The 18,372-nt window shown below is 44.6% G+C and carries 20 protein-coding genes; 16 read left to right on the plus strand and 4 right to left on the minus strand.

Going from position 1 to position 18,372, the window contains the following annotated elements; translation table 11 throughout:
• Positions 1–236, minus strand: a 236-nt coding sequence (locus tag C0033_RS27340; protein WP_207656894.1) for a hypothetical protein, incomplete at its 3' end; no start/stop codon positions are given.
• A 522-nt stretch (positions 237–758) separates the two neighbouring features.
• Here C0033_RS27340 and C0033_RS25315 point away from each other — a divergent pair.
• The gene (locus C0033_RS25315) at positions 759–1,226 is read left to right on the plus strand and encodes a type II toxin-antitoxin system PemK/MazF family toxin (RefSeq protein WP_103230640.1); all 468 of its coding nucleotides are present in this window, start codon (positions 759–761) and stop codon (positions 1,224–1,226) included.
• A 61-nt stretch (positions 1,227–1,287) separates the two neighbouring features.
• Complete coding sequence (locus tag C0033_RS25320; protein WP_103230641.1) at positions 1,288–2,496, plus strand: trypsin-like peptidase domain-containing protein; 1,209 nt, start codon at positions 1,288–1,290, stop codon at positions 2,494–2,496.
• A 163-nt stretch (positions 2,497–2,659) separates the two neighbouring features.
• On the opposite strand, the gene C0033_RS25325 is transcribed toward C0033_RS25320, so the two are convergent.
• On the minus strand, positions 2,660–3,760 hold the full coding sequence (locus tag C0033_RS25325) for a M23 family metallopeptidase (protein ID WP_103230642.1): 1,101 nt from the start codon (positions 3,758–3,760) through the stop codon (positions 2,660–2,662).
• 257 nt (positions 3,761–4,017) lie between these two features.
• On the opposite strand from C0033_RS25325, the gene C0033_RS25330 reads away from it, so the two are divergent.
• Positions 4,018–4,401, plus strand: a complete 384-nt coding sequence (locus C0033_RS25330; RefSeq protein ID WP_103230643.1) for a hypothetical protein — start codon at positions 4,018–4,020, stop codon at positions 4,399–4,401.
• Positions 4,402–4,534: 133 nt separating this feature from the next.
• Positions 4,535–5,713, plus strand: coding sequence for an iron-containing alcohol dehydrogenase (locus tag C0033_RS25335; RefSeq protein ID WP_103230644.1), 1,179 nt, complete (start codon positions 4,535–4,537; stop codon positions 5,711–5,713).
• A 111-nt stretch (positions 5,714–5,824) separates the two neighbouring features.
• On the opposite strand, the gene C0033_RS25340 is transcribed toward C0033_RS25335, so the two are convergent.
• Positions 5,825–6,631 carry an MBL fold metallo-hydrolase gene (locus C0033_RS25340; RefSeq protein ID WP_103230645.1) on the minus strand — a complete coding sequence of 269 codons (807 nt, stop codon included), beginning with the start codon at positions 6,629–6,631 and terminating at the stop codon, positions 5,825–5,827.
• Positions 6,632–6,850: 219 nt separating this feature from the next.
• On the opposite strand from C0033_RS25340, the gene C0033_RS25345 reads away from it, so the two are divergent.
• The 4 genes from C0033_RS25345 (at position 6,851) to C0033_RS25360 (ending at position 11,724) form a co-directional block, all read left to right on the plus strand.
• Positions 6,851–8,788 carry a fructose-1,6-bisphosphatase gene (locus C0033_RS25345; RefSeq protein WP_103230646.1) on the plus strand — a complete coding sequence of 646 codons (1,938 nt, stop codon included), beginning with the start codon at positions 6,851–6,853 and terminating at the stop codon, positions 8,786–8,788.
• Between the two features lie 110 nt (positions 8,789–8,898).
• Positions 8,899–9,372, plus strand: coding sequence for a DUF1700 domain-containing protein (locus C0033_RS25350; protein WP_103230647.1), 474 nt, complete (start codon positions 8,899–8,901; stop codon positions 9,370–9,372).
• A gap of 461 nt (positions 9,373–9,833) precedes the next feature.
• The gene (locus C0033_RS25355; protein WP_103230648.1) at positions 9,834–10,544 is read left to right on the plus strand and encodes a C40 family peptidase; all 711 of its coding nucleotides are present in this window, start codon (positions 9,834–9,836) and stop codon (positions 10,542–10,544) included.
• A 151-nt stretch (positions 10,545–10,695) separates the two neighbouring features.
• A complete protein-coding gene (locus C0033_RS25360) occupies positions 10,696–11,724 on the plus strand; it encodes an acyltransferase (protein WP_103230649.1) in 1,029 nt (342 codons plus the stop codon).
• 24 nt (positions 11,725–11,748) lie between these two features.
• On the opposite strand, the gene C0033_RS25365 is transcribed toward C0033_RS25360, so the two are convergent.
• On the minus strand, positions 11,749–12,615 hold the full coding sequence (locus tag C0033_RS25365) for a class I SAM-dependent methyltransferase (protein ID WP_103230650.1): 867 nt from the start codon (positions 12,613–12,615) through the stop codon (positions 11,749–11,751).
• 246 nt (positions 12,616–12,861) lie between these two features.
• Here C0033_RS25365 and C0033_RS25370 point away from each other — a divergent pair, with 246 nt between their 5' ends.
• From C0033_RS25370 to rplV, 8 genes are all read left to right on the plus strand, one after another.
• On the plus strand, positions 12,862–14,217 hold the full coding sequence (locus tag C0033_RS25370) for a cell wall-binding protein (RefSeq protein ID WP_103230651.1): 1,356 nt from the start codon (positions 12,862–12,864) through the stop codon (positions 14,215–14,217).
• A gap of 426 nt (positions 14,218–14,643) precedes the next feature.
• A complete protein-coding gene (gene rpsJ, locus C0033_RS25375; protein ID WP_103230652.1) occupies positions 14,644–14,961 on the plus strand; it encodes a 30S ribosomal protein S10 in 318 nt (105 codons plus the stop codon).
• A gap of 175 nt (positions 14,962–15,136) precedes the next feature.
• Positions 15,137–15,769 carry a 50S ribosomal protein L3 gene (gene rplC / locus C0033_RS25380; protein ID WP_103230653.1) on the plus strand — a complete coding sequence of 211 codons (633 nt, stop codon included), beginning with the start codon at positions 15,137–15,139 and terminating at the stop codon, positions 15,767–15,769.
• A gap of 29 nt (positions 15,770–15,798) precedes the next feature.
• Positions 15,799–16,419 carry a 50S ribosomal protein L4 gene (rplD, locus tag C0033_RS25385; RefSeq protein WP_103230654.1) on the plus strand — a complete coding sequence of 207 codons (621 nt, stop codon included), beginning with the start codon at positions 15,799–15,801 and terminating at the stop codon, positions 16,417–16,419.
• The gene (gene rplW, locus C0033_RS25390; protein ID WP_103230655.1) at positions 16,419–16,718 is read left to right on the plus strand and encodes a 50S ribosomal protein L23; all 300 of its coding nucleotides are present in this window, start codon (positions 16,419–16,421) and stop codon (positions 16,716–16,718) included. Before rplD ends, rplW begins: the two co-directional genes overlap by 1 nt.
• Before the next feature lie 89 nt (positions 16,719–16,807).
• Positions 16,808–17,653, plus strand: coding sequence for a 50S ribosomal protein L2 (gene rplB / locus C0033_RS25395; RefSeq protein ID WP_103230656.1), 846 nt, complete (start codon positions 16,808–16,810; stop codon positions 17,651–17,653).
• A gap of 20 nt (positions 17,654–17,673) precedes the next feature.
• Positions 17,674–17,952 (plus strand): 30S ribosomal protein S19, encoded by a 279-nt coding sequence (gene rpsS, locus C0033_RS25400; protein ID WP_103230657.1) that lies wholly within the window; start codon positions 17,674–17,676, stop codon positions 17,950–17,952.
• Between the two features lie 30 nt (positions 17,953–17,982).
• Positions 17,983–18,369: a 50S ribosomal protein L22 gene (gene rplV / locus C0033_RS25405; RefSeq protein ID WP_103230658.1), complete on the plus strand. Its 387-nt coding sequence runs from the start codon at positions 17,983–17,985 to the stop codon at positions 18,367–18,369.
• The last annotated feature ends 3 nt before the right edge of the window (positions 18,370–18,372 follow it).

Below are 18,372 nucleotides of genomic sequence, written 5' to 3' on the forward strand. Positions count from 1 at the left end.
ACGGGCCTAAGATGTTCTAAAGGGGTTCCATACGATCCGATCTGTCTGCATCTTCCTTCCCCGGCCCGGACGGCCCCTCCGACCTTCGTCTCCCGGCTCTGCCTCCCGATTCCGGGCTGCTTTTCGCTGGCCTGGTTAAAAACAATATTGGTGCGTAGGTATTTATGTAGAATCACATTTACACAGATCGTTAAGGGATTTTCAGAAATGCCTTCGGGTTTTACTTTAAACGTCAAGGCATTTCGCAAAATGACCTCACCCTTTACATTAAATGGTGAAGGCATTTCTGAAAAAGACTTCACGCTTGATGTAAAAATTTACTCTTATATCCACCAAATCTTTTTTATCCTTAGCTAGCCAAGCAACAGCCGGAAAGAAGGGGGAACCTGGGCGGGCGGCGGAAATCATAAGGAATAGGGGATCGTTTGCAGACCCTTAGAGGTACTTGGCCGGCAGAAACGGAAAAAGGCAGACAAATACTGAATACCGAATCAGTATTTGAGGTGCCCCCTGAGCGATGAAGTCATCAGGAGTTCACCGCGAATGGGCACCGCGCTGCCTTTTTCCGTTTCTGGCGGCCTTAGTACCTCTTAGGGTCGAAACTCGAATTCCCTATTCCTTATGATTTCCGCCGCCCGCCCAGGTTCCCCCTTCTTTCCGGCGTTTCTTTCTAAAAAAAGATTTCCCCCACTTTATGTTTATAAGCCTGTCTTCCTGTCAATAATTTTAATATCAGAAACAAAGAGGAGATTATTGATATGGAAAACAGCATTTACAGAGGCGATATCTATTATGCAGATCTGTCCCCAACCGTAGGTTCCGAACAGGGCGGCGTCCGTCCGGTTCTTGTTATACAAAATGACATGGGAAACCGTCATAGTCCGACTGTGATTGTATCGGCCTTAACCAGCAAGAGCACCAAAGCAAAACTTCCCACACACGTTACCCTTCCCAAAACGGCCAGCGGCCTGCCCTGCGACTCCACGGTTCTCATGGAACAGGTGAGAACGATTGACCAGAAACGGCTTCATGGCTACATAGGACATCTGAACGATTTGTGGATGGCCCGGATGGACAGGGCGCTTTGTATCAGCATGGGAATTCAGCGTGCAGAGTCAGAACCGGAGCGGCACAGCCCCACACCCAAAGCCAAGATAGAACCTAAAGACACAAATACTCCTTTTTTTCATCACAATTCCTTCATAAATTCTGGCTATATTATTTAGTGTAAAGAGGTTATGAGGATATGACAGAATGATAGATAGATGAAAGAAAGGAGTAATTATTATGATGAAAATGAAAAGTTTAGCGAAAAAAACAGCAGGAATCACTGCTGCTGCACTTTTATTTGGTACCGTATCAGGCGGCGTTATGGCAGGGTTAAATGCATGGAGCAGTTCGGTTTTGGAAGTGAAGGAAAGCAAGGCGGTTCCTCAGGAGACTCCGGCCTTAAAAGCACAAAACACCAGTACATCCGGCGGAGTGATTATGACAGCGGGAGTGACCGACGTTTCAGGAATTGTGGAGCAGGCCATGCCGTCCGTAGTTGCGATTACAGACAAGATGACCGTAGAGCAGATGACATTTTTCGGGCCTCAAAGCTTTGAAGCTGAGAGCAGCGGTTCCGGCATTATTATCGGGAAAAATGATACAGAACTTTTGATAGCGACCAATAATCACGTGGTTGACGGCGCACAGAATATGACGGTGACATTTGACGATGAATCCTCTGTGGAAGCGGCGGTAAAAGGTACGGATGCGGCCACTGATCTGGCGATTATAGCAGTACAGCTGGATAAGATTCCTTCCGATACCATGAGTAAGATTAAGATTGCAAATATCGGTGATTCCGACAGCCTGAAAGTAGGACAGCAGGTTGTGGCAATCGGCAACGCTCTCGGCGAAGGCCAGTCGGCAACCGTTGGATATGTCAGCGCTCTGGACCGCAAGATAAAGAGCGAAGACGGAACCGAACACACATTTATACAGACAGATGCGGCCATCAATCCTGGAAACAGCGGCGGCGCACTACTGGATTTAAACGGTAACCTGATCGGCATCAATGCGGCGAAAACGGCTTCCACAGAAGTGGAGGGCATGGGATATGCCATTCCGATTTCAAAAGCAAAGGACATTTTGGATACTCTGATGACAAAACAGACAAGAGTGAAAGTGGACGATGAGAAACGCGGCTGGCTTGGAATCGAAGGAACCAATATCGATGCGCAGGCATCCCAGGCTTACGATATGCCTGTGGGCATCTTTGTATATAAGATTTTGGATGATGGGGCGGCGGCCAACTCAGATTTGAGAGAGAAAGATATTATTACCAAGTTCGACGGACAGTCTGTAACCACATTGAGCCAGCTTCAGAACATGCTGACATATTATGAAAAAGGTTCAAAAGTGACCCTGACCGTTCAGTCTCTGGCAGATGGAAAGTACCAGGAACGTGAAGTGGAGGTCATGCTGGGAAGCCAGCAGTCAAATAATTAAGTAACGATTCAGAGAGGGGGTATCTTCTTGCATGGCCTACGGCCATACAAGAAGCATCGTAGATTCCTCCGATGTGAATATTGAAATAAAAATCCGCTTACAAGCGAGCTTGACTCGGATTTCTATTCCAATATTCCCGCCCTCTGAACAGTTAACAACTAAATTATTGAGCATTTTCAGGTATGGCAGGGTCTTTCATTTCATAGATCCTGTTATATTCTTTTGTTTCCTGATTTTTTAAGGTTTCGGAGCGGTTCATGGAAAGGAATTTGACCAGTTCATAACAGTCCACCCATATTTCGTTATTTCCCTCTTTTTGTGATTCATCAAAAATCAGCTGGAGGCCGAAATGGAGGTGGGGTTCGTCGATGTTGTTGGTATTTTCCGTCCGGCTGTACCCGGTGCGGCCCAGATACCCGATCACATCGCCGGCCTTTACGATACTTCCCTCTTTCAGACTTTTGTGATAGGGATAGTTCTTTCGCAGATGGGCGTAATAATAGTACCGTTTTTTATCAAAACTGCGAATCCCTAAGCGCCATCCGCCGTATTGGTTCCAGCCGATCGCCTCCACATAACCGGATTCCACGGCGATCACAGGCGTTCCCACCTGCCCCATAAGATCATGGCCCAGATGCTGCCTGCGGTAACCGTAGGACCGGGACGTTCCGAAATCGTCGAAGTCGGTGTAAGGATAATTTTTGGCGATAGGGGAAAATGCTTTGAGCCCATATTTGGTAAGCCACACATTTTCCTTATTCTCATCCGTTTCTCCATCTCCGGATTCCGACAGCATGGATGCGGGAACTTCTGAGGGCGGAACCTGGATCTCATAGAGCCCCACCATACCGCCTAAAACTGCGCCGTAGGCTTCTTTATAATAAGAAAAATATTTCATATCTTTGGTCAGAGCCTCCAGAGTTTCACCATTTTGCAGTTTTTCCGCTAAATCCTTCATATCCTGTGAACGGTATTTAGAAAAATCTCCGCCGTATTTGGCGCCCAGATAGGCCAGCAGATCAATCCAATCGAAATGCACTTCTTTTTGATAACTGTTCATATCCAGCTGAAGCGCCTGCTTCATGGCATCCGAGGTCACGTCGAAATCCACCCATTTAATATATTTGGGAGCGTCGGAGGAAGTGGCCTTATTAGCGCCTGTATCCGTACTGCCGGCAGGAAATGGGGCGACACGGTGCCATAACAGGGAACCGGTCAGCATGAGCAGCAGAAGACACTCTATGTAAATGATTTTTCGGTTCATTTTTACCTCACATTCTGCCGTTGTACGGCCTTTCGTTCTGTTGAATTTATAGATACTTCCCCTACATAAAAAATATGCGTGAAATAGCTGGGTTATGCATAAAAATGTAGAATGTTACAGAAAAAACAAAGTTGTTTGATAAATAACGAACAACAATATAAATATACAGAATATACAAGGAATTACTTGACTGAAATCAGAAAAATGATATAATGATAAATAGAGGAGAATCGAATTTTTAGAAGGAGGATCGTTCTATGGGTGAAAACACAAATGTACCGTTACTGTTGTTGGATAGTCAGACATTATCTTATGTATTGGGGAATGGGGAGTTTCGGTTTACAAACCTGAAATTTGATGAAGCAAAGGCGATTATCGAGATGAATGGATTGGAGAATGTGGTGCGGTGCTACATCAATCCGGAGATCGATATGGCTTTGCGCAATTATGTAAAAGTGGAAGAAACCGCATTTCCGTATAAGGAGACTCATGAGATTTTGGTAGGGCAGGATGCCATTGCCATTAAGTTCTACGTTACTGCTTCGGGAACACAGCCTATTATACTGGGAGATGAAGGCCAGCAGGCAAAGAAAATCCGTAATGTTTATGTATATTGTCAACATATCATACGGTTAAAATAAACCTGAAGCATTATGAAAAGTAAAATATAAAAAGATTCGACAGATCTGCATAAAGCTTTGTGGATTTCTCGAATCTTTTTTGATATAATAGGTTTAATTTCATTAAAAAATGATTGGGAATGAGGAGGTTGCGATGAGAAATTTTGAATTTTGTACTCCTACCAGAGTGATTTTTGGTAAGGATACGCAGAAGAAGGCAGGGGAACTGATCAGAAAATATGGGTTTAAGAAGGTTCTGATTCATTATGGCGGCGGCAGCGTGATACGTTCCGGGCTGCTTGACCAGGTAACCGCTTCTTTAAAGGAAGAGGGGATTGAATATGTGACATTGGGAGGCGTTCAGCCCAATCCGACTCTTTCCCTGGCAAAGGAAGGAATTAAACTTTGCTTGGAAGAGGGAGTGGACTTCATTCTGGCCGTCGGCGGAGGAAGCGTTATCGATTCTGCCAAATGTATTGCGGACGGAGTTGCTAACCCGGATATTGATGTATGGAAGTTTTTCACAAGGGAAGAGAAATTGAAAAAAGCTCTTCCACAGGGCAATATTTTAACCCTTTCCGCGTCAGGAAGCGAGATGAGCAATTCCTGCGTTATCACCAATGAGGACGGCGGCTTAAAACGCGGGCTCAGTTCTCAGCTGCACCGCCCGCTGTTTGCGATCTGTAACCCAGAACTTACATATACGGTCAGCAAATATCAGACTGCCTGCGGCAGCGTGGACATCATGATGCATACTTTGGAGCGTTATCTTGGAGCGGATAAAGATACTCCTTTAACAGACCGTATCGCGGAAGGCCTGTTAAAAACGGTTGCAGAAGCCGGAAAGATCGCAGACCAGGACCCTGAAAACTACGAAGCCAGAGCTACCCTTATGTGGGCCGGAAGCCTTTCCCATAATAACCTGACCGGAGTAGGACGTGATTTCTTCATGCAGGTACATCAGATGGAACATGAGCTTTCCGGAATGTATCCGCAGATATCCCATGGAGCCGGTTTGGCCGCTTTGTTCAGCACATGGGCCAGATATGTATGCCCTTATAATGTGAACCGGTTTGCACAGCTGGCAGTCCGTGTTTGGGGTGTGGATATGAACTTTGAAGATCCGATGAAGACGGCTCTTGCCGGAATTGACGCATTTGAGAATTTCTTTAAGAGCATTGGAATGCCTGTTACTATCGGTGAACTGGGCGTGGAAGAGGATAAGCTGGAAGAGATGGCTGAGAAGTGCACGTTCTTCGGCGACAGAACACTGCCTGGCATTAAGGAATTTGGAAAAGAAGAGATATTGGAAGTCTACAGACGGGCCATGTAATAATTTTTACATGAAGCGTGAAGGGATTTTCGAAAAAGCCTTGAGACTTGATGTTAAATGCGCTGCATTTTACACCAAGCCTCAAGGCTTTTTTAAAAATCCCTTCACGTTCTATATAAAATCGATAATTTCTCCATCATCCGGTACAAACAGATTTCCCTGATAACAGGAATGCCCTTCCTGGAGATACCGTTCCTTCCTGGTTTGAATCGTTTTATCTTCCGTATGCCACAGGATCAGGTTCTCAATTCCCATCTTATCCGCCAGCTCGCAGGCGTCCTTTACCGTGCTGTGATGTTTCTCGTAAGGTTTAAAACGCTCCCTGTCCTCATATAGACAGAACGCTTCATGCAGCAGCCATTTGCTTCCGGCCACATAGGATTCACATTCCGGATTATATGGTTCATCCCCTGCGCAGGTCAGCTTCTGCCCATTTTTTAACACGGTTGTAAAGCCGTATTGTTTGGCCTTTGTGGAGTGGATGTCAAAGAAGGTGACATCATAATCCAGAATTTTCCGAGTTTCTCCGTCGTGAACAGGAATCAGATGGATTCTGTCCCCGATCATTTTATAGAATTTTCCCTGGACGGTGAGCCTGCATAAGGTGTCGATGGTAGAAGTCAGGTCTTCGTGGCAGTATATATTGAGATCCCCTTCATAAATGCCGTTTTTCATGTGGGTGGCGATCACGCGGATCATCCAGATCATGCCTAAGATATGATCGGTGTGTTCGTGGGTCACAAAAATATGGTGAATCTGCTCCATTTTTATGTCCATATCCTCCAGGATGCGCAGAATTCCATTGCCGCCTCCTGCGTCAACCATAAAAAACTGTTCCTCGTCCTTGATTGCAAAACAGGTGTTGTAGCAGCGCGTAACAGTGGCGTTGCCTGTTCCAAACACGTATAATTGTTCCATTCCGATAGTTCTCCTTTCGATCGGCCATTCTTTAGAATTATGTCTTCCTGCTGACGCCATCATTCCGGCGCAGAGAAGTTTGTACCCTTGTAAAAACTTTCAATTTAACCGATTCTATGGTACTATAAACTTATTATAAATGCAACTGGTCCTGAGTTGCTGCGCCGTATTAGCTGCAAAATATAAATTTCAGGGCTGTTGTGAGGGGAGGCGCGCGTAGTGCGAGACTTGGCTTATTTAAAACTCCTGGCAAGAGAGTATCCTACGATTAAGGCAGCGTCCAGCGAGATCATCAATCTGATGGCGATTTCAGGACTGCCCAAGGGAACGGAATATTTTTTCAGCGACCTTCATGGGGAACATGAGGCATTTATTCATCTGCTGAAAAGCTCTTCCGGTATTATCCGTGAGAAGATAAAGGAGACATTCGGGCATATTATCCCGGAGGAAGAGCAGGTTGAGCTTGCCAATCTGGTCTATTATCCGGACCGGATGCTCAACAAAATCATCACTTCAGATAAGGATATTGACGATTGGAAGCGGATCACCATCTACCGGCTGGTTCAGATCTGCAAAGAGGTATCTTCCAAATACACCAGATCGAAAGTCCGTAAAAAGATGCCGCCTGAATTTTCTTATATTATCGATGAGCTGCTTCACGTGGATTATAACGACGACAATAAGAAGGTATATTATAGTGAGATCATACGCTCCATTATCGATATCGATATGGCGGATAAATTTATCATTGCGCTGTGCGAGCTGATTCAGAACCTGACCATTGACAATCTCCATATAATCGGCGATATCTTTGACCGGGGACCGAGAGCCGATCTGATTATGAATGCTTTGATGCAGTTTCATGATGTGGATATCCAATGGGGAAATCACGATATCTCCTGGATGGGGGCGGCTACGGGCAATCTGGCCTGTATCTGCAATGTATTGAGAATCGCTATCAGCTATAACAGCTTTGATGTGCTGGAAGACGGTTATGGAATCAATTTAAGGCCGCTCTCCATGTTTGCGGCACATGTATACAGGGATGATCCTTGCGAGCGTTTTGTGCCTAAGATCTTGGATCAGAACATCTATGATGCGGTGGACCCGGGGCTGGCGGCCAAGATGCATAAAGCAATTGCGGTGATTCAGTTCAAGGTGGAAGGCCAGATCATCAAGCGCCATCCTGGCTATCTGATGGACGACAGAATTCTTTTAGAGGCAGTGGATTACAAAAAGGGAACCGTTTCCATCCAGGGGAAAGAGTACCCGCTTTTGGATACAAAGTTTCCGACCATCGATCCACGTCATCCGTTGAAACTGACGGCGGAAGAGGAAGAGCTTTTGAATACCCTGGCGTTATCATTTAAACACAGCGACCTTCTCCATAAACATATTAAATTTATCTATTCCCATGGAGGAATGTATAAATGCTACAATGGAAATCTGCTCTATCACGGCTGTATTCCTATGAAGCAGGACGGAACGTTCGACGATATGATCTTTAACGGGGAGCCGTGTTCCGGAAAGGATCTGATGGATCATATCGACCAGAGGATTCAGAACGCTTATTTCCTTCCGGAGGGAACCAAGGAGAAGGAAGATGCCAAGGACTTCATGTGGTATCTGTGGTGCGGCGCCAAGTCGCCTGTATTTGGAAAAGATAAGATGACCACATTTGAACATTATTTTATAGAGGATAAATCCCTTCAAAAGGAAAATTTGAACCCTTATTATAAGTTCTGTGAACAGGAAGAATACTGCAATAAGATTATAGAAGAATTCCATCTTTCCATGAATGGAGCCCATATTATCAATGGTCATGTGCCGGTCAAGATTAAAGACGGTGAGAAACCGGTTAAGGCAAACGGCAAGCTGTTTATCATTGACGGCGGCCTTTCCAAAGCGTATCAGTCTAAAACAGGAATTGCGGGGTATACTTTAATCTATAATTCCAGACATCTTGCTTTAGCGGAACATAAGCCGTTTAATCCGGAAACAGAGAGCACGCCCAGAGTTTATATTGTAGAAAAGATGAAAAACAGGGTTATGGTCGGCGATACCGATTTGGGAAAAGAACTGGCCTGCCGGATCTCGGATCTGAAGGAATTGGTCGCCGCTTACCGGGATGGCATTATAAAAGAGAAGATTGTATAATTAAAGATCATAAAAACTTTAGAATTATTTAAGGGCGGATTTATTTACCAATCTTTGATATAGTGTTACAATAACTGGGATTACTTCTAAGAAAAAACAGGGGGAATTCTATGAATAGGGAAGAGTTTCTGCACAGATTGAGGCAGGCGCTGGAGGGGAATGTTTCCTCTACAGTCATTCGTGAGAATATACGGTACTACGATAACTATATATCAGAAGAGATCAAAAAGGGAGCAAGCGAGGAAGATGTAATCGCTGAGATCGGTGATCCCAGGCTGATTGCAAAAACCATTGAGGACACTTCGGAAGACGCCGTTGATCCGCTTAGAGGAGCCTATGAGGAAGCGGATACCCGCAGCGGCTCTTCATATGAGCAGGAACCTTTTGGCGGAAGGAGCACAGTTCATTACTACGACCTTAATAAATGGTATTGGAAGCTTTTATTCGGGCTTGCAGTGGTTTTAATACTCTTTTTGGTGATCGCAGTGATAACTGGAATTTTTTCATTGATTGTACCGCTGATTTTTCCGGTTTTATTCGTTTGCTGTATTATCTATTTTATAAAATCCATTACCCGAAGGTAGGTCTGTTTCCTGAGGGATGCCGTAAGAAGCCGTTTGCGCCAATTTGGCGGTTCTTTCTTGGCTTTGGGTGCGGAGCTGCGCCGGAGGGTTAATATCCCGTGTCCGCCGGGCTTCCTACTCGCCATAAAAATGAACGTGACTGTCGGACACAAAATACATGTGTTCGCCAGTCACGTTCATTTTTACGGCGAGTATTCAGATGGCGGTACACTGGGATATTAATCCTCCGGCGCAGCTCCGCACCCAAAGACAAGAAAGAACCAATTTGGCTGCAGCGGCTTTTGGTTTGTAACAATTCAGCCTTCCGATGGCAGAATTGTTACATTGGTTTCATATGAAATGGATTCTGATCTTGACAAAACGTCATGGATATATTACAATATGTAACATATTTAACATTTGTGTAACAATTGTATGAAAATCGTAAAAATTAAGACAGGTAATTGTCAGGAGAAGAATTTATGGTGAAAGAAGCAGTCAGGCTGCTGGCGCTGGCGGGAATATCCGCTGGGATTTTAATGGCATCACCCAAAGAGGCGAGGGCAGCGGAAGCTTATTGTGCAGGAGTTGAGACGACCACTTCCTATGTGGTGAAAGTGGATGCGCCTAAAGCTGACGTACATATCTTAGCATCAAACGAAGGCGCGGTATTTACACGGGTATCTCAGGGGGAGACCTATCAGGTACTGGAAGAGAAAGACGGCTGGGCAAAGATTAACACAGAAGCGGGGAGCGGATATATCCGCCTGTCGGGCAATGCGACCATGGTGGAAACCACCAGAGAAAAGGTGGATGCTTCAGCGGTTAAGCGGAATGAGATTGTAAACTATGCCATGCAGTTTGTGGGCGGACGCTATGTATACGGAGGAAACGATCCCCATACAGGAGTTGACTGTTCCGGATTTACCAGATATGTGATGCAGCATGCGGCAGGCATTTCTTTAAACAGAAGTTCATCAGGACAAGCATCTCAGGGAAAAGAGATATCCCTGAACCAGATAAAACCCGGCGATTTGATTTTTTATGCCAGCAGTTCAGGCAGAATTAATCATGTAGCTCTCTATATAGGAGATGAAAAGATCGTTCATGCGTCCACAGAGAAGACGGGAATTAAGGTATCGTATTGGCAGCATAGAAAGCCGGTGAAGGTGATCAGTTTGGTGGAAGGTTAAAGATATAAGAGAGGATGTTGTTGGACCGGCAAAAAGCCGGTTTGGCAGCATTCTTTTTTATTTACTGTATATGGTGGTTATGATAGAATAAATGTAAACATGGTGTAGGACCAGGCTTTAGCGGAAGGTGCCATGCGGTCAGGAGAAACGTGTGAAAGAAGAAAAGTTCAGAAATAAAATCTACTGGTTTATATTTGTATTCAGTATGCTCGTGATCTGGGTTCATTCTTATAATGCAAAGTTATTTTTAGGAACCGGACGGACTGCTGACATGGTGGACCGGGCAGAGCGGCTTTTGGGCGACGTGGTGGCCCAGGTTGCCGTACCTGGCTTTTTTATCATATCCGGATATCTGTTCTTCCGCAATTTCACAATGGACCGTTTGTGGAACAAATGGAATTCCAGGATCAAAACGGTTCTTGTTCCCTTTGTGGTCTGGAACACCATTTACTATGCTGCCTATGCGGCAGGGAGCCGTATCCCGTGGCTTTGCGATATACTGGACAAAGGAATTATCCCGGTGAATTTAAATGCTCTGGTAGATGCAGTACTGCACTACCGGTATAATTATGTGTTCTGGTATTTATACCAGTTAATTATGCTGGTAATGCTGGCGCCTGTGATTTATTTTTTCTTATCCGGACGGTATCGGCGTTGGATCTATCTGATTTGTTTGTTTGCCGGTCTGCTGGCCGGCGTCAGTTTATCTCCGCTGAATCTGGATGCGCTTCTTTTTTATTCCGTGGCTGCGGATGCTGCGCTGAACCATAAAAAAATGACAGAAGCCGCGTGGTCAAAGAAGCGGTTTCTGTCTGGCGCCGCTGTTTTGGCAGCGGCTTGCGGCGTTTATTGGTATTCCATTCATTTTTACAGCGTGTCGGGAATCGCCGTCTACCGTTTTCTGGTTCCGGTTGCCCTGTGGTTCATGGTTAATGAAAACCGGCTTTTCGAAGCAAAACAGTGGATGAAGATCAATTTCTTCCTGTATGCCCTTCATTTTCTGCTGGTCCGCTTCATCAACAAAGCGGCGGCCATGTATATACCCGGCATACCGGCAGTTCCGGTCATGCTCTATCTGATGATGCCGGCAATTATACTGATGATCAGCTATCCCATTGCAGTGCTTCTCCAGCGGCATTTTACTGCCTTATGGCGGCTTCTTACCGGCGGCCGGAACTAAGAGAGGTTTCGAAGCGTTCCTTCTCTATTTGCCGGAAGACCAGCGTCCGGAAGCTCCGCATGGAAGAACTAACCCGTTTTTGGTGACCGGGAGGCCGACTTCCTCGGAACTTACGGTTCCTTTATAGCGGGGGCAGATTTCAGTCGCCAGCATGTAAGTGAGAACGGAAGGAGCAAGTCCGGTAGTATAGGAATTTACCAGGAAAAATAAAGGATCATCCGATAAAAGCTGTGTGCACAGCTGGATCAGAGGATGAATTGCATCCTCGATCTTCCAGATCTCTCCCTTTGGCCCTCTTCCATAAGACGGAGGGTCCATGATAACCGCATCATAGCGGTGTCCCCGACGCAGTTCCCGTTCTACAAATTTCACACAATCATCTACAATCCAGCGGATCGGAGCGTTTTCTAAACCGCTGGATTTTGCATTTTCTTTTGCCCAGGCCACCATGCCTTTTGAGGCGTCCACATGGGTCACCTGAGCTCCGGCTTTAGCGGAAGCCAAAGTTGCGCCTCCCGTATAGGCGAACAGGTTTAAAACTTTGATAGGCCGTCCGGCCGCCTTAATCTTAGAACCAAACCAGTCCCAGTTGGCAGCCTGTTCCGGAAAGAGGCCTGTGTGTTTAAAACTGAATGGCTTCAGATTAAATGTCAGCTCTTTATAACGAATGGTCCACTGCTCCGGCAGATCGAAAAACTCCCATTCTCCGCCGCCCTTTGCGCTTCTGTGATAATGCCCGTTCATATGTCTCCAGCGTTTGTCCTCTTTTGGAGTGTCCCAGATGACCTGGGGATCAGGACGGACCAATATATAATTCCCCCAACGCTCTAATTTTTCGCCCTTAGAGCAATCTATTACTTCATAATCTTTCCAACCGTCTGCTATCCACATGGCTTTACCGCCCTTTCTTCCTATTAATATCCTTAATCATTCAACGTGATTATAACGTGGGCAGGGACAGCTCGTCAAGTAGTCCGGACATTGTAATGTTACAATTCACGGACCGCCCGCAGATGGCTTTCCCGTTTTTGCAACATTGTAATAGAATTGAAAGATTATTTTTGTTGAATAATCGGAAAGTACTTGATACAATGTAATGTAGGAATATTACGGGAAGAACCTTAAAGGAGCGATGGTATGAAAAAAAGAAAATTGGCAGTGCTTGTGCTGGCCGCTGCATTGTGTGCAGGAACTATGGCGTTTTCTGCATATGCTGCAGAAGGATGGACACAGTCTAACGGCAATTGGGTATATTATGATTCGAATGGCAATAAGACGACAAACGCGTGGAAAAAAGGCGCGGACGACCTGTGGCGCTATTTGGGAAGCAACGGTGAGATGGTGCTTAACAGCTGGGTAGAGGATACTTATTATATGGATTCCAACGGTATCATGGTTACAAACAAGTGGATGAAGCTGGCCGAGTCTGGAAGCGGCGATTCCTACTGGTACTATTTTACCCAGAACGGCAAAGCGGCCGTTGATGGATGGAAAAAGGTGGACAACAAGTGGTATCATTTCGACGACGAAGGCAGGATGGAAACCGGCTGGGTTGACGATGATATGTATTATGCAGGCGATGACGGCGTTATGAAGACCGGCTGGCAGAAGCTCTATCCGCCGGATGACGATTACGATCAGGACCGGGTGACTCCGGCCAGTGAGGACGGGGACGGAAAATACTGGTTCTACTTCACAAATTCAGGAAAAAAGTACTGCGCCGATAATAATAAAGATTATGAAGAGAAAAAGGTTAACGGCGTATACTATTGTTTCGACAGCGACGGCGCGATGCAGACAGGCTGGGTGAATGTAGGGGATGATGCGGATGAGAACGCTTCCATTGAAGATTACCGGTATTATGGAACGGACGGCAAGGTAAAGACAGGCTGGCTGTCCATCGAACCTCCGGAGCCTATTGCCAGCAATTATGAGGATGAAGTGGAGTGGTTCTATTTCAGCAACCAGGGAAAACCAAAGTCAGGCCCGAAAGAAGGCGATGCCAGCACCAGCGATTTCTTCAAGCTGAACGGCCGCACCTATCTGTTTAATGACAAGGGAAATCCTGTTTACGGACTTCAGAAGATCGAGCTTGCGGAAAGCGGCAACTATACCGCCTACTATTTTGGAGATAAGGCAACCAGTTCAGTCCTGAAAGGCAAACGCAAGGTTGAAGAAGACGATGGTAACGTAAGCGAGTTTTACTTTGCAGATACCGGTAAAGGATATAACGGAGTAAAAGACGGATATCTGTATTATATGGGCAAACTTCAGAAAGCGGAAAGCGGAACGAAATACCAGGTAATCACCATTGATAATAAGAATTACGTTGTCAATACTTCCGGAAAACTTGCAAAATCCACCACCGTGAAAAATGGAGACGGAGTTAAGTATAAGACAAACAGTACGGGCATCCTGGTAAAAGAGGACGATGAAGAGCCTGCAAGCTCTTATAACGAACCTTCCGAACCGGTTTGGTCCAGCCATTATTAATAGGAAGAAACAGAATTGATTCAGAGCGGCATGCGCCCGGGTTATCCGGCCATGCTGCTCTGTTTGTTTTTCGATACGCCTTGGCCAATGACTGAGAAAAAATCCTGAAATCCCTTATATTATCAAGGTTTTCTCCAAATAATAAAATAAATAAAAAAATACTTGCAAATAAAAGGAAAATGTGATATGCTTACAAAGCTGTGGCATGATAGCGGTGAAGCGTGAGGTTGCTGCCCGATGTGGTAGGTGTTCCGTGGAGCGAATGTCAAGTTAGGAAACTGGCGACAAGTCACTGTACAATTTACTAAGGTTCTAGCAGATATGTGGGAATTTTGTGTGTGATTCGTGAGGACACACACGGGAACGTGTACAGTCACCGCTTGTCGTACTTCGAGTAATAAGTGCGAAAAGGAGGCGACTTTTTTTATGGCAAGTCAAGTAATGAGAATCACATTAAAAGCTTACGATCATCAGTTAGTAGATCAGTCAGCTGGAAAAATCATCGAGACTGTAAAAAAGACAGGATCACAGGTGAGCGGACCGGTGCCGTTACCAACTAAAAAAGAAGTGGTAACAATTTTAAGAGCGGTTCATAAGTACAAAGATTCAAGAGAGCAGTTCGAACAGAGAACTCACAAGAGACTTATCGATATCATCACACCAAGCCAGAAAACAGTTGATGCATTATCAAGATTAGAGATGCCAGCTGGTGTGTACATTGATATCAAGATGAAAACCAAATAAGGTTTTCGATGGACAAGGTAATATCCTGAAGGGTTATATATAGAAGCAACACTCTTTCCTGAAGAGGAATCAACATCTCCCAATGGGAGTTATAGTGTTCCACGTATATTTGACTGTTCTAGGATGAACGCGTAATGCGTTCCGCTGTAGATCAACAAACAGGAGGTAATTAGTTATGAAGAAAGCTATTTTAGCTACTAAAGTCGGAATGACTCAAATCTTCAATGAAGACGGAACTTTGACTCCGGTAACAGTTCTTCAGGCTGGCCCATGTGTAGTTACACAGGTTAAGACAGTTGAGAATGATGGTTACAAAGCAGTACAGGTTGGATTTGTAGACAAGAGAGCAAAATTAGTCACAAAACCAGTAAAAGGCCACTTTGATAAGGCCGGAGTTGCTTACAAGAGATTCGTAAGAGAATTCAAATTCGAGAACGCTGAAGAATATTCAGTAAAAGACGAAATCAAAGCAGATATCTTCGCAGCTGGCGACAAGATTGACGCAACTGCTATTTCCAAAGGTAAAGGTTTCCAGGGTGCTATTAAGAGACACGGACAGTCCAGAGGACCTATGGCTCATGGTTCTAAATTCCATCGTCATGCTGGTTCAAACGGTTCTGCATCTGATCCAAGCAAGGTATTCAAGGGCAAGAAGATGCCAGGTCACATGGGTAACAAGAAGATCACCATCCAGAACCTTGAGATCGTTAAAGTTGATACTGAAAACAACTTGATCTTAGTTAAAGGCGCTGTACCAGGACCTAAGAAGTCTTTAGTAACACTGAAAGAAACAGTAAAAGCACGCTAATGCTTTTATAGGAAAGGAGGAACACACAGATGGCAAACGTATCTGTTTACAATATTGAAGGTAATGAAGTTGGAACGTTAGAACTGAATGATGCTGTATTCGGTGTTGAGGTTAACGAACATCTTGTACACATGGCAGTTGTAGCTCAGCTTGCAAACAAACGTCAGGGAACACAGAAAGCTAAAACTCGTTCTGAAGTTTCCGGTGGTGGAAGAAAGCCATGGAAGCAGAAAGGAACCGGTCATGCAAGACAGGGTTCAACAAGATCCCCACAGTGGACAGGCGGCGGAGTAGTATTTGCTCCAACTCCAAGAGATTATACAATCAAGTTAAACAAGAAAGAAAAAAGAGCAGCTCTTAAATCCGCTTTAACAAGCAGAGTTAACGAGAACAAGTTCATCGTTGTTGATGAGATCAACTTTGATGAAGTTAAAACAAAGAATTTCCAGAATATCATGAACAACCTGAAAGTAAAGAAAGCACTTGTTATCCTGGGCGAAGGCAGCGAGAAAGCAGCTTTATCTGCAAGAAACATTGCCTCTATCCAGACAGCATATGTTAATACAATCAATGTTTACGACATTTTGAAATACAACACAGTAGTAGCTACCAAGGCAGCTGTTGCAAGTATCGAGGAGGTGTACGCATAATGGCAAACGTTCAATATTACGATGTAATCCTCAAACCAGTTGTAACTGAAAAGAGTATGAATGCTATGGCAGAAAAAAAATACACTTTCTTAGTTCATCCGGAAGCTAACAAGGCTATGATTAAAGAAGCTGTTGAAAAGATGTTCCCAGGAACAAAAGTTGACAGTGTTAACACTATGAATCTGGAAGGCAAAAACCGCAGAAGAGGCGCAGTAGTTGGTAAAACTGCTAAAACCAAAAAAGCGATTGTTAAGCTGACAGCTGACAGCAAGGATATCGAGATCTTCCAGGGACTGTAAGATTTATAACAAGTTGAATATACGGCATTTTTTATGCCGTGATAAAAGGAAACGCGTGGACGCGTTGAGAATTGAAAGGAGAGTTTAAAATGGGAATTAAAACATTTAACCCATATACACCTTCCAGAAGACACATGACAGGATCTGACTTCAGTGAAATCACAAAGTCAACCCCGGAAAAGTCTTTAGTTACTTCCTTAAACAAAAACGCAGGACGTAACAATCAGGGTAAAATTACAGTAAGACACCGCGGAGGCGGCTCAAGAAGAAAATATAGAATGATCGATTTCAAGAGAAACAGCAAAGACGGAATTTCCGCAACTGTTATCGGTATTGAATACGATCCAAACAGAACAGCTAACATCGCTCTTATCTGTTATGAAGATGGTACAAAATCTTACATCCTCGCTCCTGCAGGACTTACAGATGGAATGAAAGTTATGAGCGGCCCACAGGCTGAAGCAAAAGTTGGTAACTGTTTACCACTGAGCGAGATCCCTGTTGGTGCACAGATTCACAACATTGAATTATATCCGGGCAAAGGCGGACAGCTGGTTCGTTCTGCTGGAAACGCAGCTCAGTTAATGGCTAAAGAAGGCAAATATGCAACATTAAGACTTCCTTCAGGTGAAATGAGAATGGTTCCGATCATCTGTAGAGCTACAATCGGTGTTGTTGGTAACGGAGAGCACTCCCTGATTAACATCGGTAAAGCTGGTAGAAAACGTCATATGGGTATCAGACCTACAGTTCGTGGTTCCGTTATGAACCCTAACGACCATCCACACGGTGGTGGTGAAGGTAAGACCGGTATCGGCCGCCCAGGTCCATGTACACCATGGGGTAAACCAGCACTTGGCTTGAAGACAAGAAAGAAAAACAAACAGTCTAATAAACTGATTGTAAGAAGAAGAGATGGAAAGACCATTAAATAATTGAAGGAGGATTAAAACCTATGGCACGTTCACTTAAAAAAGGACCATTTGCAGATGCGCATTTGCTGAAAAAAGTAGATGCTATGAACGCAGCAGGACAGAAGCAGGTTATTAAGACCTGGTCACGCCGTTCTACAATCTTCCCACAGATGGTTGGACATACAATTGCAGTTCATGATGGTAGAAAACACGTTCCGGTATACGTAACCGAAGATATGGTTGGACATAAACTTGGAGAATTCGTAGCTACCAGAACTTACAGAGGACATGGTAAAGACGAGAAGAAGACCCGTCGTTAGGATACAAGTATTTGAAAGGAGGTTTCACCAATGGCTAGAGGACATAGATCCCAGATTAAGAGAGAAAGAAATGCGCAGAAAGATACCAGACCATCTGCTAAGTTATCTTACGCCAGAGTATCTGTTCAGAAAGCATGTTTCGTATTAGATGCCATTAGAGGCAAAGATGTGACTACTGCACTTGGTATTGTAACTTACAATCCAAGATATGCTTCTACATTAATTGAAAAATTATTAAAATCAGCAATCGCTAATGCTGAAAACAATAACGGAATGAGCGTTGAGAACCTTTATGTTGAGGAATGCTATGCAAATAAAGGACCGACAATGAAGAGAGTAAAACCGAGAGCACAGGGCAGAGCTTACAGAATCGAGAAGAGAATGAGCCACATCACAATCGTGCTTAATGAAAGATAGGAG

This window comes from Clostridium sp. chh4-2 (assembly GCF_002899675.1).
GTDB lineage: Bacteria > Bacillota > Clostridia > Lachnospirales > Lachnospiraceae > CHH4-2.